Consider the following 18,813-nt stretch of genomic DNA (forward strand, 5'->3'; position numbering starts at 1 on the left):
GCTCACCAGTCTCACCCGCCGGCCGCGGCCGGCGGGTGAGCGATCGACCAATCTTCCGGCTCCAGAACTGGAGACAGGCGCCAGAACCGCAGACGGCCCGTCGGGCGTGGTCAGCCGTCGGCGGCCGCGCGGGTCAGCGGACGGAAGCGGCGCAGCCGCAGGCTGTTGCCGACGACGAAGACCGAGGAGAAGGCCATCGCGGCGCCGGCGATCATCGGGTTGAGCAGTCCGGCCGCGGCCAGCGGCAGTGCGGCCACGTTGTAGCCGAACGCCCAGAACAGGTTCGTCCGGATGGTGCCGAGGGTGGCGCGGGCCAGCCGGATGGCGTCCGCCGCCGCCCGCAGATCGCCCCGTACCAGGGTGAGGTCGCCGGCCTCGATGGCGGCGTCGGTGCCGGTGCCCATCGCCAGCCCCAGGTCGGCACGGGCCAGCGCGGCGGCGTCGTTGACGCCGTCGCCGACCATGGCGACCGAGCGTCCCTCGGACTGCAGCCGTGCCACGACCGCCACCTTGTCCTCCGGAAGCACCTCGGCGATCACCTCGTCGATACCGACCTCGGCCGCCACGGCTTCGGCCACCGCCTTGTTGTCGCCGGTCAGCAGCACCGGGGTCAGTCCCAGGCCGCGCAGCAGACGGACCGCCTCGGCGCTGGTGGGCTTGACCGCGTCGGAGACCACCAGCACCGCGCGGGCCGCGCCGTCCCAGCCGACCATGACGGCGGTGGCGCCCTCGGTCTCGGCGGCCGCCTTGGCGGTGGCCAGCTCGGGCGGCAGGGCGAGGCCCCGGTCGGTGAGCAGCCGCTCGCGGCCCACCAGGACGGTGTGCCCCTCGACGACTCCGCGGACGCCCAGACCGGGGACGGATCCGAAATCCTCGGGGACGGGAAGCGCGCCGACGCGGGACTCGGCGCCGCCGGCGACGGCGCGGGCGACGGGGTGCTCGGAGGCGTGCTCCAGGGCGCCGGCCAGCCGCAGTGCCTGCGTCTCGTCGACGCCCGCGGCGAGGTGGATCCCGTTCAGCGACATCTCACCGGTGGTGACCGTGCCGGTCTTGTCCAGGACGATGGTGTCGACCTTGCGGGTGGACTCCAGCACCTCCGGCCCCTTGAGCAGGATGCCCAGCTGGGCGCCCCGCCCGGTGCCGACCATCAGGGCGGTCGGGGTGGCCAGCCCCAGGGCGCACGGGCAGGCGATGATCAGGACGGCGACGGCCGCGGTGAAGGCGGCCACCGCGCCGGCGCCGGTGGCGAGCCAGTAGGCGAGGGTGGCCAGGGCGAGCACGATCACGGCCGGGACGAACACCGCGGAGATCCGGTCGGCCAGCCGCTGCGCCGCGGCCTTGCCGTTCTGGGCCTCCTCCACCAGCCGCGCCATCCGGGCGAGCTGGGTGTCCGCACCGACCCGGGTGGCCTCCACGACCAGCCGGCCGCCGGCGTTGACGGTGGCGCCGGTGACCGTGTCGCCGGGGGAGACCTCGACCGGGACCGACTCGCCGGTGAGCATCGACGCGTCCACGGCGGAGGCGCCGTCCAGGACCGTGCCGTCGGTGGCGATCTTCTCCCCGGGGCGTACGACGAACTGGTCGCCGACCCGCAACTCGCCCGTGGGGACGCGCACCTCGCGGCCCTCGCGCAGGACGGCGACGTCCTTGGCGCCCAGCTCCAGCAGTGCGCGCAGCGCCGCGCCGGCCTTCCGCTTGGCGCGCGCCTCGAAGTAGCGCCCGGCCAGGATGAAGGTGGTGACGCCGGCCGCGGCCTCCAGGTAGATGGAGCTGCTGCCGTCGGTGCGGGCGATGGTCAGCTCGAAGGGGTGCGTCATCCCGGGCATGCCGGCGTGGCCGAGGAACAGCGCCCACAGCGACCAGCCCAGCGCCGCGAGGGTGCCCATCGAGATGAGGGTGTCCATCGTGGCGGCGCCGTGCCGCAGATTCGTCCAGGCGGCCTTGTGGAACGGCCAGGCGCCGTACGCCACCACCGGGGCGGCGAGGGTCAGTGACAACCACTGCCAGTAGGTGAACTGCAGCGGCGGCACCATCGCCATCAGGATCACCGGGACGGTCAGGGCGAGGGAGACCAGCAGGCGCTGCCGCAGCGGGGCGAGGGCGTCGGCCCCGTCGTCCGCCGCGTCCCCGGCGTCGCCGCCGGCCTCGGAAGGGGCCGGTGCGGCGGCCGGCGGCTCGGGGACGGCCGCGGTGTAGCCGGTCCGCTCCACCGTCGCGATCAGGTCCGCGACCGAGACCTCGCCCTCGTAGGCGACCTGCGCCTTTTCGGTGGCGTAGTTGACGGTGGCGGTGACGCCCTCCATGCGGTTGAGCTTCTTCTCGACGCGGGCGGCGCACGAGGCGCAGGTCATCCCGCCGATCTGCAGCTCGATGCCGCGCTCTCCGGTCACGGTGGTCATGCGCGCTCCTCGGTCTGGTGCGAGTGTGCCCTTCGACTATCGCAACCATATACCCCCTAGGGGTATTCCGTCAGGGCGTGTTTTCTGCCACCTCCTCCGCCGCCGGCCCCGTCGCCCGGCTCACCCGTCCCGCCATCGCCCGCAGATACGCGGCCAGCTCCGGCGGCTCGTGCACCGTGAACTCGCGCCCCAACATGGCCAGCCGCACCGCCAGCCACTCCAGGGACTCGGGGGCGCTGTGCCAGCGGCAGGACGCCTCGTCGAGCGCGGTGACCTCGCCCGCCGCCGCTCCGCCCAGCCGGGCGGACACCTCGGCGGCCGGTGCGTGGACCGTCGCCACGGCCCGGTGGGCCGGGGCCATCCCCTGCATCCGCTCGCGCACGTACGCCCCCGCGTCGGCGGCGGGCAGCTCGCGCGGCGGGGTCCGCACGCCGGTGGGGAACGGCTCGCTCAGCCGGTCCACCCGGAAGATCCGCCAGTCCTCGCGGTCGTTGTCGTAGGCGACGAGGTACCAGCGCCGCCCCGCCGCGACCAGCCGGTGCGGCTCCACCAGGCGCTTGCTGCGGGCGCCGGCGCCCGCCCGATAGGCGAAGCGCAGCCGCTCGTGGTTGGCGATGGCGGCGGCCAGCACCGTCAGATGCTCCGGGTCGACGGTCGGCCCGTCACCGGTGGGCATCGGGACGGTGGCCGTGCCGAGCGTGCCCACCCGGCGCCGCAGCCGGGCCGGCAGCACCTGTTCGAGCTTGGCCAGCGCCCGTACGGACGCCTCCTCGATGCCCTCGATGGTGTGGCCGGCCGCCGAGCGCAGGCCGACCGCGATCGCCACCGCCTCCTCGTCGTCCAGCAGCAGCGGCGGCATCGCGGTGCCCGCGGCCAGCCGGTAGCCGCCCTCCGCGCCCATCGTGGCGTGCACGGGGTAGCCCAGCTCGCGCAGCCGCTCGATGTCGCGGCGGATCGTGCGGGTGGTGACCCGCAGCCGCCCGGCCAGCTCGCTGCCGGGCCATTCGCGCGGGGTCTGCAGCAGGGACAGCAGATTCAGCAGTCGTGCCGACGTCTCACTCATGGACCGATGATGCCCGTCCAAATAGGACCGGTGCTGTCCTACACGGACCCTAGTGTCGACGACGTCGAACGAGCCGATCACTGGAGAACGCCATGACCACGACCGTCGCCCCGACGGCCGACCGCAGACGCTGGACGGCGCTCGCCGTCGTCCTCACGGCCAGCTTCATGGACCTGGTCGACGCGACCATCGTCAACATCGCCATCCCCAGCATCCAGCGGGACACCGGCGCCTCCTTCAGTGCCCTGCAGTGGGTCACCGCCGGCTACGCCCTCGCCTTCGCCCTCGGCCTGATCACCGGCGGCCGGCTCGGCGACATCTACGGCCGCAAGAAGCTCTTCCTGCTCGGCATCGGTGGCTTCACCCTGGCCTCCGCGCTGTGCGGCCTCGCCGCGACCCCCGGGATGCTGGTCGGCGCCCGGGTGCTGCAGGGCGCGATGGCCGCGCTGATGGTGCCGCAGGTGCTGGCGATCATCCACGTCACCTTCCCCGCGAACGAGCGCGGCAAGGTCTTCGGGATGTTCGGCGCGGTGATCGGCCTCGGCGCGGTCTGCGGCCCGCTGATCGGCGCGCTGCTCACCGAGGGCGATCTCTTCGGTCTGCAGTGGCGCCCGATCTTCCTGATCAACCTTCCGGTCGGCATCGCCGGCATCCTGCTCGGCCGCCGCTTCATCACCGAGTCCCGGTCCCCCGACGCCCTGCGCCTGGACCTCGTCGGCACCGTGCTGGCCACCGTCGGCCTGCTGATGCTGCTCTACCCGCTCACCCAGGGCCGCGAGGACGGCTGGCCGCTGTGGGGCTTCGTCTCGATGGCCGCGAGCCCCCTCGTGCTGGCGCTCTTCGTCCGCTACGAGCGCGCCAAGGCCCGCAAGGACGGCTCACCGCTGGTCGAGCTCTCCCTCTTCAAGGTCACGACGTTCGCCGCGGGCTCCGGCGTCCAGCTGACGTTCGGCGTGGTCAGCGGCCTGTTCTTCCTGATCTGGACGCTCCATATGCAGCTGGGCCTGGGCTGGAGCCCGCTGCACGCCGGGCTCACCGGGCTGCCGTTCTCGCTGGCCTGCTCGGCCGCGGCCGGGATGTCCGTACAGAAGCTGGTGCCGCGCTTCGGCCGCAAGGTCCTGCAGGCCGGCGCGCTGATCATGCTGGCGGGCGCGCTGCTCTACATCTGGCAGGCCGGGCACTACGGCACCGCCCTCACGTCCTGGCAGATGGTGCCGGCGATGCTGCTGATGGGCGCCGGCATGGGCCTGATCGTCGCCCCGATCACCGATGCGGCGATCTCCGAGGTGCCGCCCGAGCACTCCGGTTCGGCGTCCGGCATCTTCAACACCACCGGTCAGCTGGGCATGGCGCTCGGCCTGGGGCTGTCGTCGGTGGCGTTCTTCCAGGTCGCCGACGCCGCGGGGGAGCGGGGCGGTGCGGCCGCGCCGGGCGCCGGGTTCGTCGACGCCACCACCAACGCCCTGTGGTGGGTCTCCGGCGGCCTGGTCGTCGTCCTCGGACTGCTGTTCCTGCTGCCGCGGCGGGCCGGTGCGCAGCATGCGGCGGGGGAGCGGGCCGCCACGGACGAGGCCGCGGCGGAGCAGCAGCCGGCCCTGGTCTCCTGAGGGCCGCCGCACCGCCGCCCCACCGCCCCGGCGCACGGGCCGCCCGTCGCCGGGGCGGCCCTCGGCCACGCAAAAACAGCCGCTTTGCCATACCCCTCGCGGCCCCTCGCGGTCCATACTTGCCGGGTGTCGATGATCAGCAACCTCCGCAAGGCCGTCCGGCTGCCGCAGCCGCGTACCCGGGGTGTCGACCTCAGCCATCCGGCGCGCTCCCCGCTCGGGACCGCCGTGGTCAACTGCGCGGTGTACGTGGACGGCGTACGGCAGGACGGCAACCACCCCGCCGACGTGGCGATACGGCGGGTCCGCAGATCCGGCCGGGGATTCGTCTGGATCGGGCTGCACGAGCCGTCCGAGAAGGAGTTCTCCGGCATCGCCGAACTGTTCGGGCTGCATCCGCTCGCCGTCGAGGACGCGGTCCTCGCCCACCAGCGGCCCAAGCTGGAGAACTACGACGACTCGCTGTTCACCGTCTTCAAGACGGTCCGCTACGTCGAGCACGACCAGCTCACGGACACCAGCGAGGTGGTGGAGACCGGCGAGATCATGGTCTTCACCGGCACCGACTTCGTGATCACGGTCCGGCACGGCGGGCACGGCTCGCTGGGTCCGCTGCGCGAGCATCTGGAGCGGGTGCCCGAGCAGCTGGCGCTCGGGCCGTCCGCCGTCCTGCACGCCATCGCCGACCTCGTGGTGGACGACTATCTGGACGTCACGGCCGCCGTCCAGGACGACATCGACGACGTCGAGAGCGAGGTGTTCTCGGTACGCGGCGGCGCCGGCGCGGGGCGGATCTACCAGCTCAAGCGCGAACTGCTGGAACTCAAGCGCGCGGTGGCCCCCTTGGACCGGCCGATGCGGGAGCTGGCGACCCAGCCGATGCGGCAGGTCGACCCCCGCATCAAGACCTACTTCCGGGACGTCGCCGACCATCTCGACCGCGTCACCGAGCAGATCAACGCCTTCGACGAACTGCTCAACTCCATACTCCAGGCCCATCTCGCCCAGGTCACCGTCGCCCAGAACGAGGACATGCGCAAGATCAGCGCCTGGGTCGCGATCCTGGCGGTGCCGACCATGGTCTGCGGCGTGTACGGGATGAACTTCGAGTACATGCCGGAGAAGCACTGGACCTTCGGCTATCCGCTGGTGATGGGGCTGATCGTGGTCGCCTGCTGGGTCATCCACCGCGGCTTCAAGCGCAACGGCTGGCTGTAGGCCCCCACCCGTCGGACGGGCCCCGGGCCGCTCCTGCCCCTCCCGCGCGGCTACCGGCCCGCCACGTGCCGCGGTCGTGCCGCGCCCAGGCCCACCGCGATCTGCGGGAGCAGCAGCGCCAGCAGGAGCGCCAGCGGCACCGTCCAGCTGCCGGAGGCGTCGTGCACGGCGCCCAGGACGGCCGGGCCGGTGGCGGCGAGGACATAGCCGAAGCACTGCGCCATGCTGGACAGCTGGGCGGTGTGCCGGGCGTCCGGGGCGCGCTGGACGATGAACAGCAGCGCCAGGCTGATCGCCGCGCCCTGGCCCAGTCCGAGCAGCACCATCCAGACGTAGGCGCCGCCGACCGGCGCGACCAGCACGCCGGCGAAGGCGGCCGCGCACAGCAGCGCCGAGCCGGCGGCCAGCACACCGGCGGGCAGCCGGCGGCCGACGACGACGGGCGCGAGGAACGAGCCCACGATGCCCAGCAACGAGGAGAAGGAGAGCATCCAGCCGGCGTCGCCCGCGCCCAGCCCGGCGTCGTGGAGCATCGTCGGCAGCCACGCCGCGGCCGCGTAGTAGCTCAGCGACTGCAGGCCCATGTACCCGGTGACCTGCCAGGCCAGGGGGTCGCGCCACAGGCCGCGTACCGGGTGCGCCGCCTCGCCGGCCACGCCGCTCGGCACCCGCGTACGGCGGCGGACCTGCGGCAGCCAGCAGACCAGCGCCAGCACCGCCAGCGCGCCCCAGCAGGCCAGCGTCGCCTGCCAGTTCAGACCGGCGGCCTGCTGCACGGGGACGGTGATCCCGGCCGCCAGTGCCGCGCCGCCGAAGAGCGACATGGAGTACAGGCCGGTCATCAGGCCCGCCCGGGCCGGGAAGTCGCGCTTGATCAGGCCGGGCAGCAGGACGTTGGCGACGGCTATCCCGGCGCCGATCACGATCGTCCCGGCGAACAGCGCCACCACCGAGTCCAGCAGGCGCAGCGCGGTGCCCAGGCAGATCAGCGCCATCGTGCCGAGCAGCGACCGCTCCATGCCCAGCCGCCGCCCCAGCCGCGGCGCGAACGGCGCCAGCAGGCCGAAGCAGAGCAGCGGCAGCGCGGTGAGCAGACTCGTCGCGGCGGCCGACATCCCGCTGTCGTCGCGGATGGTGCCGGCCAGCGGGGAGACGGCGACCAGCGCGGGGCGCAGGTTCAAGGCCAGCAGGACGACGCCGATGCCGAGGTGGAGGGCGCGGCGGCCGCCGGCGCCGGGCGGGGGCGCCGGCGACGTGGCCGGGGCCGGGGCGGGCGCGGGCGCGCTGGTCTGGTCCCGGGTCACTGCTGGGTTCCCTTCGGGCGGTCGGACTCCGCGCGGTCGCCGGCGCTCTCGCGCAGGGCGGCCATGCCCTGGGCGAGGTGCGCCAGCGCGGCACGCTCGGCGCCCTCGGCGTCCCGTGCCTCGATGGCGTCGACGATGGCCTCGTGTGCGTCGTACTGGTTGCGTACGGAATCGGGGACGGGGGCGCCGATGACCGACTGCAGCGTCGCGCGCAGGGCGTCGCTGAGGTGCTCGTACAGCTCGGCGAGGACGCTGTTGTGGGCCGCGGCGGCGATGGTGCGGTGGAAGTCCACGTCCGCGTCGATGAAGGCGTCCAGATCGCCGCTCTTCCAGGCCCGGTCGCGGTCGGCGAGGGTGGCGCGCAGCGCGGCGAGGTCCTCGTCGGTGCGGCGCTGCGCGGCGTAGCGCGCGGCATCGCGCTCCAGGCAGGCACGCACCTCGAACGCCTCCAGGTCGCCGGCCCGCCGCAGTCTGCGCTGCACGGCGGCACCGAAGCCGCTGCTGGCGCGGACGTAGGTGCCGTCGCCCTGGCGCGGCTCCAGCAGCCCGGTGTGCACCAGCGCGCGCACGGCCTCACGGACGGTGTTGCGGCCTACGTCGAGCTGTTCGACCAGCGCGGGCTCGGCGGGGATCTTCGTCCCGACCTGCCACTCGCCGTCGGCGATCAGGCCCTCCATCTGCTCGATGACCAGGTCCACCAGGTTGGTGCGGGTGGTGCTGCGCAGCGGCATGGCGTCCTCCGTCTTGATTCCACCGGTGATGGGAACATCCCATGTTTGGCGGTGTCAAATGGGCGGGGATAGCCTGGTGGCGCCGAAGATCCCGGGAGACATATGGACGAGCGAGCCCGCCGGGCGGCGCCCTGGGAGGGCCAGTGGCCGGTCGTCGGCGCGGTGGCCGCGGGCGGCGCGGCCGGCGCCACGGCGCGCTACGGTGCCGCGCTGTTGTGGCCCACCGCCACCGGCGCCTTCCCCTGGACGACGCTGGCCGTCAACGTCGTGGGCTGTGCGCTGATGGGCGTGCTGATGGTGCTGATCACCGAGGTCTGGTCGGCCCACCGGCTGCTGCGCCCCTTCCTGGGCACCGGCGTCCTCGGCGGCTTCACCACCTTCTCCACCTACGCGGTCGACGTCCAGCGGCTGACCGACGCCCGGCAGCCGCTGCTCGCCCTGACCTACCTCGCGGCCACCCTGCTCGCCGCGCTCGCCGCGGTGTGGGGCGCGGTCGTCGCCGCCCGCGCACTGCTCGCACTGAGGCGGCGGACGGTATGACCCACGGCGCGGCACACCCCGCCGGCGCCCCCGCGCTGCGGCTCACGGTCCTGGTCGGCGAACAGGAGCTCTGGCACCACAAGCCCCTCTACGCGGAGATCGTGCTGCGCGCCCGCGCGGCCGGGCTGGCCGGCGCCAGCGTCTTCCGCGGTATCGAGGGCTTCGGCGCCACCTCGGTCATCCACACCCAGCGGCTGCTGTCGCTGAGCGAGGAGCTGCCGGTCACGATCGTCGTCGTCGACGCGCAGGAGCGGGTACGGGCCTTCCTCCCGCAGCTCGACGAACTCCTCGCCGGCGGCGGCCTGGTGACGCTCGACGCGTGCGAGATGATCGCCTACCCGGCCGCGGACACCGACGGCGCACGCCCCGAGGAGGGCGGACGCGGGTGAACTGGCTGCTGGTGGTGGCCGGCGCGATGGTCGGGGCGCCGCTGCGCTTCCTGACCGACCGCTACGTCCAGGCGCGGTACGGCACGGTCTTCCCGTGGGGGACCTTCGTCGTCAACACCGTCGGCTCGCTGATCCTCGGCCTGCTCACCGGCGCGGCCGCCGCCGGCGCGGCCTCCTCGCACGTCCAGCTGCTGGTGGGCACCGGCCTGTGCGGCGCCCTGACGACGTACTCGACCTTCTCCTACGAGACGTTCCGGCTGGCGGCGGACGGGGCGCGGGGCTACGCGGTGCTCAACGCCGCGGCCGGCGTGCTGGCCGCGCTGGCGGCCGCGTTCGCCGGCGCGGCCGCAGCCCGTGCCCTGTGGGGCTGAGGTTCCGACGAGCCCTTCGCGGACCGGGGCGCCCGGCGGCGGACACACGAAAGCGGTGGGGCTCGTGGAGGAGCCCCACCGCCCTGGGCGGCGCAGGAACTGCGAGGGCTGGTGGGGGTACGAGGGCCGGCCGCCAGGTTCCGGCACTCGTCAGCCCCAGGCCGGGGCCGGACCGCCCTCCGTCAGTACGGTCCGGACCGCGGACCACCGCCGAACTCGTGGTGCGCGAAGGTGCTTTTCGGTGCAGAAGGTGTGGTGAGGTTCAGACCGGGCGCCGGGTCAGGACGCCTTGCCGAAGTGGACACCCGCCAGGCCGTTGGCCCACAGCTGCTCCACCTTGGCGCGTTCGTTGTCGTCCGGCTGGCTGTTCTGGCAGGACGTACCGGGGCCGCCACCGGACATCAGCTCGCTGCACGGACCCTCGTAGTGGTCGGGCAGACCCAGCACATGGCCGGTCTCGTGCGCGGTGACGCGGGTGGAGTTGTACTCCTGGTTCTGCTGGTAGTCCAGGAAGACGAAGCCCTTGCCGTGGCCGTCGGTGCTGGCGTACGAACCACGCGGGTCGTTGCCCTCGCGGTACTGGAAGTCGCCGCCGCTGCCTTCCTGCAGCTGCACGTTCTTCACGGCGCTGTTCCAGATCGACGTGCTCTCGGCTATCTGGCCCTTGAACGTCGGCGCCGCGCTGGCGTCGTAGGTCACGGTGACCGAGGCCGCGTGCGGGTTGGCCTTCATCTTGGCCCTGGCCGACTTCATCACGGCCTCGAAGAACGCCTTGGTGTCGGCCTTCTCGGCCGCCGACCCGTTGTACGCCGCGATCGAAGCGGCGGTGCTGCGGGCGGACTTGCCGGGGGAGGGGGAGGATGCCGACACCGGCGCGGCGATCGCGAGCGTGGCGGCGAGGCCCAGACCGAGCGCCGCCGACAGCGCCGTCTTAGGAGATCTCATGTGGGGGGCTCCTTAATTTCCGAGGGCCGTACGGTCGCCGTGTGGGGCGGCGACCGGGGCCCTGCGGATTTCTTGGTGCCGTTGAGTCTGGACGGAGTTCACCCGGAAGACGGAGATGCCAGGTGGCGATAGCACCGCTCTATACCCCTGCCAAGGGACTTGGGAAAAAAGGCGAGTTCCGGCGGGTTTGAGAGTCTGGTGTGACGGATGCCGTGGTCGTTATGCTCCGGACGTGGAGCTCGAGGTAAGGCATCTTCGCGCGCTGTGCGCCATCGCCGACTCAGGCAGCGTACGCAAGGCGGCACGGCAGCTGGGCATGACCCAGCCATCCTTGACGACCCAGCTCCACCGCATCGAGAAGGCCCTGGGCGGCCAGCTCTTCTTCCGGGAGTCGACCGGCAGCCGGCCGACGCCGCTGGGGCATTCGGTGCTGTGCCGGGCGAGACCGATAGTGGCCGAAATGCGGGCCCTTGTCGACGAGGTCGCCTCGGCCTCCCACCGCGAACAGGGCGCACGGCTGCACATCGGCAGCACCAACAGCCCCGCGGTCGCCGGCTGGCTGCGCCGGCTGCGGGTGCGGCTGCCGGAGACGGACACGACGATACGTACCGATGTGTCCGCCAACGCCCTGCTGCACATGGTCGCCATGGGGCAGCTCGACGCCGCCTTCGTGCACGAGGTCGAGGGCGTGCCGCTGCGGATCCCCGACGGTCTGGTCGAGCACGAGCTCATCGCCAGGGAACCGCAGTTCATCGCGCTGGCGGACTCCCACCCGGCCGCCGCCAAGGAGATCGTCCGGGTCGCGGACCTCGCCGACGACCAGTGGATGGTGGACCCGACCGTGGACGGCGAGTGGGCGGGCCTGCGCCGCATCTGGGCCGCCGCGGGCGTCAACCCCAAGGTCACGCACGGCGATTACCTCACCACCGTGGACCTCGTCACGGCCGGCGAGGTGGTCACCCCCTGCCAGCCGACCGCCCGCTCCCGGCCCGGCATGGCCATCCGCCCGCTGTACGGCGACCCGCTGGCCGTCCGCCTCTTCATGGCCTGCCGCCAGGACGGCACCCCGGCCGCCTCCCAGGACGACCTGTTCGCCGACCTGACCGCCTCGTACATGGAGATCGCCTGGGCGAGCGAGGCCTATCGGGCCTGGCTCGTACGCCATGACGGGCCGCTGCCGGTGGCGACCTAGGAACCCGTCCCCCCCCGCGAGCCCCGCATCGTGGAATCGACTCGCCGGGCTACGAAGGGGGCCGCAGCCGCGCCGCCCGTTCCTCCAGCAGGGTCCGCTCGCGGGCGTTGCGGGTCAGCGACGCCGCCCGCAGGAACTCCTCACGGGCCTCCGTCCGCCGCCCCAACCGGTCCAGCAGATCGCCCCGTACGCTCGGCAGCAGGTGGTATCCGCACAGTGTGCCCTCCGCCGCCAGCTCGTCCACGATGGCCAGTGCCTGCTCGGCCCCGAACGCCATGCCCACCGCCACCGCCCGGTTCAGCTCCACGACCGGTGAGGGCGCGACCCGCGCCAGCGCCTCGTACAGCAGCGCGATCCGCGGCCAGTCGGTCTCCGCGGCGGTGCGCGCCCGGGCGTGGCAGGCGGCGATCGCGGCCTGCAGGGCGTACGGGCCGACCGTCCCGCCCAGCTCCTCGGCGCGGGCGAGCGCGGCCAGACCGCGCCGGATCAGCAGCCGGTCCCAGCGCGACCGGTTCTGCTCCAGCAGCAGCACCGGCTCGCCGTGCGGCCCGGTCCGCGCGGCCGACCGCGACGCCTGGATCTCCATCAGCGCCACCAGCCCGTGCGCCTCCGGCTCCCGCGGCAGCAGCCCGGCCACCATCCGCCCCAGCCGCAGCGCCTCCTCGCACAGTGCCGGCCGCATCCAGTCGTCCCCGGCCGTGGCCGCGTAGCCCTCGTTGAAGACCAGGTAGACGACCTCCAGTACGGACGACAGCCGCTCGGTCAGCTCCCCGCGTCCCGGCACCTCGAACGGCACCCGCGCCTGGGCCAGCCGCTTCTTGGCCCGGACGATCCGCTGCTGCACCGTCGGCTCCGACACCAGGAAGGCGCGCGCGATCTCGTCGGTCCGCAGCCCGCCCACCAGCCGCAGGGTCAGTGTGACCCGGGCCCGGGTGGACAGCACCGGATGACAGGCGACGAAGACCAGCCGCAGCAGGTCGTCCTCGATCTCCGCGCTGTCCACCACCCGCTCGAAATCGGCCTCGGCCCAGCTCGGTCCGCTCTGCGCGTCGCGCCCCAGGGCGGCCACCTTCCGGGCCAGCCTCTCCTGGCGGCGCAGCAGGTCGATCGCCCGGTTCTTCGCGGTGGCCATCAGCCAGGCACCCGGATTCTCCGGGACACCGGTCTTCGGCCACCGCTCCAGCGCCGCCACCATGGCGTCCTGCGCCAGCTCCTCGGCGAGTCCCACCTCGCCCACGATCCGGGTCAGCCCGGCGATCAGCCGCGCGGACTCGATCCTGAACACCGCTTCGATCGCGCGCTGCGCCTCGCCCGCCGTCTGCCTGGCCGTCACGGGCACCCATCACAGCACCCGGGCCCCGGCGCGGCAATCCGCGGACTTCCGGGGCCCGGCCGGACCGGGTGAGGGCGCCGCTCAGGCACCGGGCTGCGGCGGCTCCTCCACCTGCCGGATCTCCGACGTCACCGTCCACTCGTCCCCGTGCACCCGCAGGAACCGCGTCGCCCATTCGACCGCCTCCTCCTGGGACGCGGCCTGGATGAGCGCGTATCCGCCGATGACCTCCTTGGCCTCGGTGAACGGCCCGTCGGTCGCGGTGATCTTCCCGCCCGACAGGTGCAGCCGCGTGCCCTGTGCGCTCGGCGCCAGCCCGGCGGTGTCCAGCAGCACCCCGGCCTTGGTCATCTCGTCGAGCAGCCGGCCCATCTCCTCCATCAGCTCCGGGCTCGGCCCGCCGTCCGGAACGTCGTTCTCGTCGATCTTGATCAGCATCATGAAGCGCATGGCGGTCTCCTCCGCGGTGTGTCCGATGGTTCCGGGGAGCGGAATCCGTGGTCCGGATCATCCGCCCCCTCACTCACGCGACGAACACCCCTCGCCGGAATCGACACCGGTCACGGAAGTTTTTTTGGTTTTCTTCCGGCCCGGCCCGCCCCCGGGCGCTCAGAGCATGTTCCACCTGCGGTTGATGGTGTCGGCGTAGTCGCGCAGCAGCATCTGGAACGAGCTGAGGGCCGGGCTGCGGGGGCGCTCGGCCGACCAGGCGAGCACCGCGATGCAGGGGGCCAGGTCGGTGACGGCGAGATAGCGGATGCCGGGCCGGGGCATCAGGTCCAGACAGCCTTCGGACAGGAAGCGGATGCCGTGTCCCAGGCTGACGGCGGAGACCGCGGACTCCAGGGTGGTCGCCGTGTGGCGGGAGTAGCGCACGGGAGTGCCGTCGGGGCGCGGGTCGGCGGCCCAGAACGCGCGCCACCGCGCGTCCACGTCCGGTGAGTAGCCGATGACGGGCAGATCGGCCAGCTCGGCGAGGGTCAGCGAGTCCCGGTCCGCCAGCGGGTGGGTGTCGGGCAGGCAGACGTACCGGGCTTCGGTCCCCAGCTGGAGCGTGTGGATGCCGTCGGGCATGGGCCCGTAGCACACCACCGCGTCGACCTTCCCCTCCACAAGGGCGCTCACCTGCTCGACGTTGTCCACGTCCCGCCACTCGATCCCGGGGCCCGGAAGGTGCCCGCACACCCGGTCGAAGAGAATCCGCAGCGCGGGCAGCGCGGAGATGTACGAGCCGAGCACCACCCGGTCCGCCTGCGGGTGGGACAGGGCATCGGCGGCGCCGTGCAACTCCTCGACGGCGTCGACCACGGCCCGCACCCGCGGCAGCAGCGCCTCCCCGGCCGGGGTGAGTGCGACACGACGCGTGGACCGCTCGACGAGGGCCACGCCCAGGTGCTCCTCCAGCATGCGGATCTGCCGGCTGAACGCGGGCTGGCTGATGAACAGGCGCTTGGCCGCCCGGCCGAAGTGCAGCTCCTCCGCCAGCACGAGAAGCAGACGTAACTGATGCGTACTCGGATCCGTCGTCATGATTCCCCCGTCGGGGCGGCGGCACGCCCCTCTTATGCCGGAGAGGGTATCAATCGCCGTTCTCTGCGCATCCATGAGCTCTTCCGGATTATCGACCACCCGGCCGGAACGAAATGCGCCCGGTTCTCGCCCGGTTCGGGGATACGGAGTTCCGGGCGCCGGTGCACGCTATATCCCCGGGGACGGCGGGGGATATGTGGACCTGGAGGGACATCCACAACGGCCTGGTGGGCAGGGGCGGTTCGTCCGGAATCAAGACTGGGACGAGTTCGAGGAGCCCGTCCGCAGTCTTGAATCGAGTAGGCCCGCCCCGCCCCCGTCCGTCACATCGGTACGGCTTCGCGAGTCATTGCTCCGACACGAGATGACGGAGGAAGGCGACCGATGGACGCACACGACACCGGCCCCGAATGCACCGGCCCCGAACGCCCCGGCCCCGAGCGACAGGCCAGGCTGGCGGACTCCGTCGGCCTGGCTCTCCTCGCCGCCCTGGAGACCCTCACCCCGGCCGAGCGCCTCGCCTTCGTCCTGCACGACCTGTTCTCCCTGCCGTCCGACGCGATCGCCCCCCTCGTCGGCGGCGGCCCCGCCGCGGCCCGCCACCTCGTCGACCGCGCCCGCCGCCGGGTGCGGGGCACGGCTCTGCCCCTCGACGACTGACGGGCCGGAGGGCGGACGCACCCGGCCCGGCTCCGTCACCCGGCCGTACGCGCACAGGTCAACGCGTGGGAGGCTCCTTCGCTACAGTGGCCGGACGGGTCCGCTCGGAGGAGTCGTTCCCCCGCGACGGTGCGCCACGACGACGTCGGCCGCCCCGAACCCCGCGGATCACCCCCATCTCTCCGCCCCTCAACGTCGAGGGGCGACGCCGGATCGACGGAGCGGCCGGTGGCCGACGCGACCTTCCGCAGGAACAAGGACGACCAGGTGAACGATCACATAACGCCGCCCGCGCTGCGCCCGGTCCGGGGAGCGGCCCGCTGCGCCGTCGCCGCCCTCGTCCTCGCCGGGGCGGCCTGGGCGGCCCGGGCGGTATGGCAGATCCTGCTCGCCACGGCCGGCCGGCCGGCGTCCGGACCGCCGGACCAGGGCGACGGCCGGCACCGCACACTGACCGGGCTGGAGAACGCCTACCACCTCGTCAGTGCCCTGGGAGACGCGGTCACGGTGCTCTGCGCGATCGCCTTCCTGGCCTGGCTGTGGCGCGTCCGGGACAACGCGCAGACCCTCTCGGGCCGGCGCCCGCGCTACGCCTGGCCATGGGTCTACGCCGGCTGGATCGTCCCCGTCGCCAACCTGTGGATCCCCCGGGGGATCGTCGCGGACGTCCACCGTTCCGGCGCCCCCGGCGAGCGCCTGCCCCGCGCCGTGAACTGGTGGTGGGGCCTGTGGCTGGTCGGCTCCCTGGGCGGGGCGAGCCTGTACGCCGGCACCACGGACGCCGTCATCGCCCGCGCCTACACGGGCGCACCCCAGCTGCTGGTGGTCGATGCGGCCGTCGTCGGCGCGGCCGTGGCCGGCGTCTTCGTCGTCCGCGCCCTCACCGCGGTACAGCGCGAACACCTGCGCTAGGGCCGGTCCGCCCCTGACCCGTCGGCCCCCCCAGACCCCGAACGAAGAAGACCGCACCCGGTCCGTCAGGGACGCCGTGCTCGGCGGCCTACGGACCGGGTGCGGACAGGAAGGCGATGTGACCCGCGAAGCCGCAGGTCAAACGGCCTAGCCAATGTTTCAGGCCTTCTTGGTCTCCCAGAAGATCTTGTCGATCTGGGCGATGTAGTCCAGCGCCTTCTGGCCGGTGGCCGGGTCGTTGGAACCCTTGGCGGCGCTGAGCGCCTTGAGGGTGTCGTTGACCAGCTGGTGCAGCTCCGGGTACTTCTCGAAGTGCGGGGGCTTGAAGTAGTCGCTCCACAGCACCGAGACGTGGTGCTTGGCCAGCTCCGCGCGCTGCTCCTTGATCAGGACGGCGCGGGTGCGGAAGTCTGCGTCCTCGTTGGCCTGGTACTTCTCCTGGACGGCCTTGACCGACTCGGCCTCGATGCGGGCCTGGGCCGGGTCGTACACGCCGCAGGGCAGGTCGCAGTGGGCGCTGACCTTGACCTTGGGGGCGAACAGGCGGGAAAGCATGTTCAGTCCTTCCTCGTGATCGTCTTCTCAGGTGCGAGATTACTCGGTGCGGGAAGGCTTTTCGCGGGTGGCCCGGGGGTCTTAGGGCAAAAGTCCAGTGTCACGCTGGGACTGATGGAGGATGGACCGGTGAGCGGTCGGACCGGGAGGTACGGGATGCCGGAGCGGGTGCACGAGCGTGGCCCGGAGCAGGGCGAGGGCGCGGATCCGGGGCACGAGCGGGGCGGACTGCTGCGGGCGTTCGGCCTGGCCGAGGTCTACAACCCGTCAATGGTGCCGTCGCTGCTGCCCGGTGACCAGTTGGTGGTGCAGTACGGGGCGGCGGTGCGGCCCGGTGACGTGGTCGTGCTGCGGCACCCGTTCCGGCAGGACCTGCTGATCGTCAAGCGCGCCGTGCGGCGGTGCGACGGCGGCTGGTGGGTCCAGGGGGACAATCCGTTCGTCGAGAACGACAGCCGGGAATTCGGTGCGGTCCCGGACGAACTGGTCGTCGCCCGCGCCTGGGTGCGCCTCCGCTCGCCGCGGGGGATTCAGCGGTCGGTGGCCGGAGTGCTGTCCTGGGCGGTGTCCGCGGTCCGTCCCGTGAGGGCCGAGCGTTCGCTCTCCAGGCGCTTGCGGGCGCGGTAGGCGGCGACGTTGGCGCGGGTGGCGCAGCGGTCGGAGCAGTAGCGCCGCGAGCGGTTGGTCGAGGTGTCCACGTAGACGTTGCGGCAGGGCCGCGCCTCGCAGATGCCGAGCCGGTCCACGCCCAGCTCGGTGAGGTGGAAGGCCAGGCCCATGCAGGCGGTCGCGGTGAAGCCGGCCGTGGCGTTGGCCGCGTGGTCGGCGATGTGCATGTGCCACTTGGGGCGCCCGTCGTCGTCCCGGTACTCATGGCCGGAGACCTGCGGGCTGACCGGGAACTCCATCATCAGGGCGTTGAGCAGGTCCACGGCCAGGACCTCGTCGCCGGCGTCGGCGGCCTCGAAGACGGCGCGCAGCCGGGCGCGGACCGTGCGCAGCCGGGTGACGTCGCTGTCGGTCGCGCGCCGGGCGGACTGCTGGGCCGGGCCGAAGAGCTCGCGTACGGCCTCCACCGAGGTGAGGCTGTCACCGCCGCGCTCGGGCTGCTCGCTGTTGACCAGTCGCACGGCGTAGTCCGAGTAATAGGCCAGTTCCACTTGTGGTCCTTACGGGCGGGGGTTAGGGTGCGGGTGTTCGCTCGTTGTAATGGGCGTTGATACTACGAGGGTATTACGGCCTGGAGGGGAAGCGATGACCGAGACCGTCGCCGGCGCCGATTGGCAGGCGTGGCAGAACAGTTGGGACCGCCAGCAGGAGTGGTACCTCCCCGATCGCGAGGAGCGGTTCCGGGTGATGCTGGACATGGTCGAGGCGCTGGTGGGCCCCGAGCCCCGGGTCCTGGACCTGGCGTGCGGTACGGGCAGTATCTCCGACCGGCTCCTGAAGCGGTTCCCGAAGGCCGAGAGTGTGGGCGTCGATCTGGATCCCGCGCTGCTGGCCATCGCGGAAGGGTACTTCGAGGGCGAGCCCCGGGTCCGCTTCGTACGAGCCGATCTGAAGGACCCGCACTGGACGGCGAAGCTGCCGCACGACACCTACGACGCGGTGCTGACCGCCACCGCGCTGCACTGGCTGCACACCGAGGACCTGCGCGGGCTGTACGGGCAGCTCGGCCGGCTCGTCCGGGACGGCGGGGTCTTCCTGAACGCCGACCACATGCCCGAGGAGTCCACCCCGCGGATCAACGCCGCCGAGCGGGCCTTCAGGCACGCGCGGATGGACGCGGCGAAGGCGGCCGGCGCGGTCGACTGGGCCGAGTGGTGGCAGCTGGCCGCCGCCGACCCGCGGCTGGCCGAGCCGACCGCCGAGCGCTTCGCGATCTACGGCGAGCACGCGGACGGGGACACGCCGTCGGTGGCCTGGCACGCCCAGGTCCTGCGCGAGTCGGGCTTCGCGGAGGCCCGGGCGGTGTGGGCCTCGCCCACGGACGCCCTGGTCCTGGGCCTGAAGTAGCCCGGCGGGACGCCGACGAGGCGGGCCGGGGAACAGCGGTGCCCGCCG

General features: G+C 72.8%; 20 protein-coding genes. 10 read left to right on the top strand and 10 right to left on the bottom strand.

Annotated features, from left to right (window positions below; translation table 11 throughout):
- Positions 1 to 110: 110 nt before the first annotated feature.
- Both ACFWZH_RS22560 and ACFWZH_RS22565 read right to left on the bottom strand, forming a co-directional pair.
- Positions 111 to 2,399, bottom strand: a complete 2,289-nt coding sequence (locus ACFWZH_RS22560; protein ID WP_384433945.1) for a heavy metal translocating P-type ATPase — start codon at positions 2,397 to 2,399, stop codon at positions 111 to 113.
- A gap of 70 nt (positions 2,400 to 2,469) precedes the next feature.
- Positions 2,470 to 3,462 (bottom strand): helix-turn-helix transcriptional regulator, encoded by a 993-nt coding sequence (locus ACFWZH_RS22565; protein WP_384433948.1) that lies wholly within the window; start codon positions 3,460 to 3,462, stop codon positions 2,470 to 2,472.
- Positions 3,463 to 3,554: 92 nt separating this feature from the next.
- On the opposite strand from ACFWZH_RS22565, the gene ACFWZH_RS22570 reads away from it, so the two are divergent.
- Together ACFWZH_RS22570 and ACFWZH_RS22575 are read left to right on the top strand one after the other, a co-directional pair.
- On the top strand, positions 3,555 to 5,069 hold the full coding sequence (locus ACFWZH_RS22570) for an MFS transporter (RefSeq protein WP_384433951.1): 1,515 nt from the start codon (positions 3,555 to 3,557) through the stop codon (positions 5,067 to 5,069).
- Positions 5,070 to 5,201: 132 nt separating this feature from the next.
- The gene (locus tag ACFWZH_RS22575; RefSeq protein WP_384434203.1) at positions 5,202 to 6,287 is read left to right on the top strand and encodes a magnesium and cobalt transport protein CorA; all 1,086 of its coding nucleotides are present in this window, start codon (positions 5,202 to 5,204) and stop codon (positions 6,285 to 6,287) included.
- 50 nt (positions 6,288 to 6,337) lie between these two features.
- Here the strand turns inward: ACFWZH_RS22575 and ACFWZH_RS22580 are convergent, their stop codons facing one another.
- Positions 6,338 to 7,591 (bottom strand): CynX/NimT family MFS transporter, encoded by a 1,254-nt coding sequence (locus ACFWZH_RS22580; RefSeq protein WP_384433954.1) that lies wholly within the window; start codon positions 7,589 to 7,591, stop codon positions 6,338 to 6,340.
- Positions 7,588 to 8,322 (bottom strand): FadR/GntR family transcriptional regulator, encoded by a 735-nt coding sequence (locus ACFWZH_RS22585; protein ID WP_384433957.1) that lies wholly within the window; start codon positions 8,320 to 8,322, stop codon positions 7,588 to 7,590. Before ACFWZH_RS22585 ends, ACFWZH_RS22580 begins: the two co-directional genes overlap by 4 nt.
- Before the next feature lie 102 nt (positions 8,323 to 8,424).
- Between ACFWZH_RS22585 and ACFWZH_RS22590 the strand changes: the two genes are divergently transcribed.
- From ACFWZH_RS22590 to crcB, 3 genes are read left to right on the top strand one after another with little or no spacing between them, the layout of a single operon-like run.
- Positions 8,425 to 8,862, top strand: coding sequence for a fluoride efflux transporter FluC (locus ACFWZH_RS22590; RefSeq protein ID WP_384433960.1), 438 nt, complete (start codon positions 8,425 to 8,427; stop codon positions 8,860 to 8,862).
- Positions 8,859 to 9,251 (top strand): DUF190 domain-containing protein, encoded by a 393-nt coding sequence (locus ACFWZH_RS22595; RefSeq protein ID WP_384433963.1) that lies wholly within the window; start codon positions 8,859 to 8,861, stop codon positions 9,249 to 9,251. The genes ACFWZH_RS22590 and ACFWZH_RS22595 overlap by 4 nt, the downstream gene beginning before the upstream one ends.
- A complete protein-coding gene (crcB, locus tag ACFWZH_RS22600) occupies positions 9,248 to 9,622 on the top strand; it encodes a fluoride efflux transporter CrcB (protein WP_384433966.1) in 375 nt (124 codons plus the stop codon). The genes ACFWZH_RS22595 and crcB overlap by 4 nt, the downstream gene beginning before the upstream one ends.
- A 279-nt stretch (positions 9,623 to 9,901) precedes the next feature.
- Here the strand turns inward: crcB and snpA are convergent, their stop codons facing one another.
- Positions 9,902 to 10,567 (bottom strand): snapalysin, encoded by a 666-nt coding sequence (gene snpA / locus ACFWZH_RS22605; RefSeq protein ID WP_384433969.1) that lies wholly within the window; start codon positions 10,565 to 10,567, stop codon positions 9,902 to 9,904.
- 232 nt (positions 10,568 to 10,799) lie between these two features.
- Between snpA and ACFWZH_RS22610 the strand changes: the two genes are divergently transcribed.
- Complete coding sequence (locus ACFWZH_RS22610) at positions 10,800 to 11,759, top strand: LysR family transcriptional regulator (RefSeq protein ID WP_384433972.1); 960 nt, start codon at positions 10,800 to 10,802, stop codon at positions 11,757 to 11,759.
- Between the two features lie 49 nt (positions 11,760 to 11,808).
- Here the strand turns inward: ACFWZH_RS22610 and ACFWZH_RS22615 are convergent, their stop codons facing one another.
- From ACFWZH_RS22615 to ACFWZH_RS22625, 3 genes are all read right to left on the bottom strand, one after another.
- On the bottom strand, positions 11,809 to 13,092 hold the full coding sequence (locus ACFWZH_RS22615) for an RNA polymerase sigma factor (protein WP_384433975.1): 1,284 nt from the start codon (positions 13,090 to 13,092) through the stop codon (positions 11,809 to 11,811).
- Between the two features lie 81 nt (positions 13,093 to 13,173).
- The gene (locus tag ACFWZH_RS22620; protein ID WP_384433977.1) at positions 13,174 to 13,542 is read right to left on the bottom strand and encodes a YciI family protein; all 369 of its coding nucleotides are present in this window, start codon (positions 13,540 to 13,542) and stop codon (positions 13,174 to 13,176) included.
- Positions 13,543 to 13,701: 159 nt separating this feature from the next.
- Positions 13,702 to 14,622 carry a LysR family transcriptional regulator gene (locus ACFWZH_RS22625; RefSeq protein WP_384433980.1) on the bottom strand — a complete coding sequence of 307 codons (921 nt, stop codon included), beginning with the start codon at positions 14,620 to 14,622 and terminating at the stop codon, positions 13,702 to 13,704.
- A gap of 384 nt (positions 14,623 to 15,006) precedes the next feature.
- Here ACFWZH_RS22625 and ACFWZH_RS22630 point away from each other — a divergent pair, with 384 nt between their 5' ends.
- Together ACFWZH_RS22630 and ACFWZH_RS22635 are read left to right on the top strand one after the other, a co-directional pair.
- A complete protein-coding gene (locus tag ACFWZH_RS22630) occupies positions 15,007 to 15,282 on the top strand; it encodes a sigma factor-like helix-turn-helix DNA-binding protein (RefSeq protein ID WP_384433984.1) in 276 nt (91 codons plus the stop codon).
- Between the two features lie 267 nt (positions 15,283 to 15,549).
- Positions 15,550 to 16,194, top strand: a complete 645-nt coding sequence (locus ACFWZH_RS22635; protein WP_384434206.1) for a DUF4328 domain-containing protein — start codon at positions 15,550 to 15,552, stop codon at positions 16,192 to 16,194.
- A gap of 159 nt (positions 16,195 to 16,353) precedes the next feature.
- Here the strand turns inward: ACFWZH_RS22635 and sodN are convergent, their stop codons facing one another.
- On the bottom strand, positions 16,354 to 16,749 hold the full coding sequence (gene sodN / locus ACFWZH_RS22640) for a superoxide dismutase, Ni (RefSeq protein ID WP_030085982.1): 396 nt from the start codon (positions 16,747 to 16,749) through the stop codon (positions 16,354 to 16,356).
- A 156-nt stretch (positions 16,750 to 16,905) separates the two neighbouring features.
- Here sodN and sodX point away from each other — a divergent pair, with 156 nt between their 5' ends.
- The gene (sodX, locus tag ACFWZH_RS22645; RefSeq protein WP_384434209.1) at positions 16,906 to 17,376 is read left to right on the top strand and encodes a nickel-type superoxide dismutase maturation protease; all 471 of its coding nucleotides are present in this window, start codon (positions 16,906 to 16,908) and stop codon (positions 17,374 to 17,376) included.
- On the opposite strand, the gene ACFWZH_RS22650 is transcribed toward sodX, so the two are convergent.
- Entirely contained in the window at positions 17,280 to 17,909 is a 630-nt protein-coding gene (locus tag ACFWZH_RS22650) for a CGNR zinc finger domain-containing protein (RefSeq protein ID WP_384433988.1), read from the bottom strand. The two genes, sodX and ACFWZH_RS22650, sit on opposite strands and share 97 nt — an antisense overlap.
- A gap of 94 nt (positions 17,910 to 18,003) precedes the next feature.
- Between ACFWZH_RS22650 and ACFWZH_RS22655 the strand changes: the two genes are divergently transcribed.
- Complete coding sequence (locus ACFWZH_RS22655; protein ID WP_384433991.1) at positions 18,004 to 18,765, top strand: class I SAM-dependent methyltransferase; 762 nt, start codon at positions 18,004 to 18,006, stop codon at positions 18,763 to 18,765.
- The last annotated feature ends 48 nt before the right edge of the window (positions 18,766 to 18,813 follow it).

The sequence above is a fragment of the Streptomyces sp. NPDC059008 genome, assembly GCF_042749045.1.
Taxonomy (GTDB): domain Bacteria; phylum Actinomycetota; class Actinomycetes; order Streptomycetales; family Streptomycetaceae; genus Streptomyces.

What these genes read in the sequence shown, in the direction of transcription:
- ACFWZH_RS22560 (WP_384433945.1), bottom strand. Translation starts at nt 2,399, where the DNA reads ATGACCACCGTGACCGGAGAGCGCGGCATCGAGCTGCAGATCGGCGGG.
- ACFWZH_RS22655 (WP_384433991.1), top strand. Translation starts at nt 18,004, where the DNA reads ATGACCGAGACCGTCGCCGGCGCCGATTGGCAGGCGTGGCAGAACAGT.
- ACFWZH_RS22575 (WP_384434203.1), top strand. Translation starts at nt 5,202, where the DNA reads ATGATCAGCAACCTCCGCAAGGCCGTCCGGCTGCCGCAGCCGCGTACC.
- snpA (WP_384433969.1), bottom strand. Translation starts at nt 10,567, where the DNA reads ATGAGATCTCCTAAGACGGCGCTGTCGGCGGCGCTCGGTCTGGGCCTC.
- ACFWZH_RS22595 (WP_384433963.1), top strand. Translation starts at nt 8,859, where the DNA reads ATGACCCACGGCGCGGCACACCCCGCCGGCGCCCCCGCGCTGCGGCTC.
- ACFWZH_RS22570 (WP_384433951.1), top strand. Translation starts at nt 3,555, where the DNA reads ATGACCACGACCGTCGCCCCGACGGCCGACCGCAGACGCTGGACGGCG.
- sodX (WP_384434209.1), top strand. Translation starts at nt 16,906, where the DNA reads ATGCCGGAGCGGGTGCACGAGCGTGGCCCGGAGCAGGGCGAGGGCGCG.
- ACFWZH_RS22585 (WP_384433957.1), bottom strand. Translation starts at nt 8,322, where the DNA reads ATGCCGCTGCGCAGCACCACCCGCACCAACCTGGTGGACCTGGTCATC.
- ACFWZH_RS22620 (WP_384433977.1), bottom strand. Translation starts at nt 13,542, where the DNA reads ATGCGCTTCATGATGCTGATCAAGATCGACGAGAACGACGTTCCGGAC.
- ACFWZH_RS22625 (WP_384433980.1), bottom strand. Translation starts at nt 14,622, where the DNA reads ATGACGACGGATCCGAGTACGCATCAGTTACGTCTGCTTCTCGTGCTG.
- ACFWZH_RS22630 (WP_384433984.1), top strand. Translation starts at nt 15,007, where the DNA reads ATGGACGCACACGACACCGGCCCCGAATGCACCGGCCCCGAACGCCCC.
- ACFWZH_RS22565 (WP_384433948.1), bottom strand. Translation starts at nt 3,462, where the DNA reads ATGAGTGAGACGTCGGCACGACTGCTGAATCTGCTGTCCCTGCTGCAG.
- sodN (WP_030085982.1), bottom strand. Translation starts at nt 16,749, where the DNA reads ATGCTTTCCCGCCTGTTCGCCCCCAAGGTCAAGGTCAGCGCCCACTGC.
- ACFWZH_RS22590 (WP_384433960.1), top strand. Translation starts at nt 8,425, where the DNA reads ATGGACGAGCGAGCCCGCCGGGCGGCGCCCTGGGAGGGCCAGTGGCCG.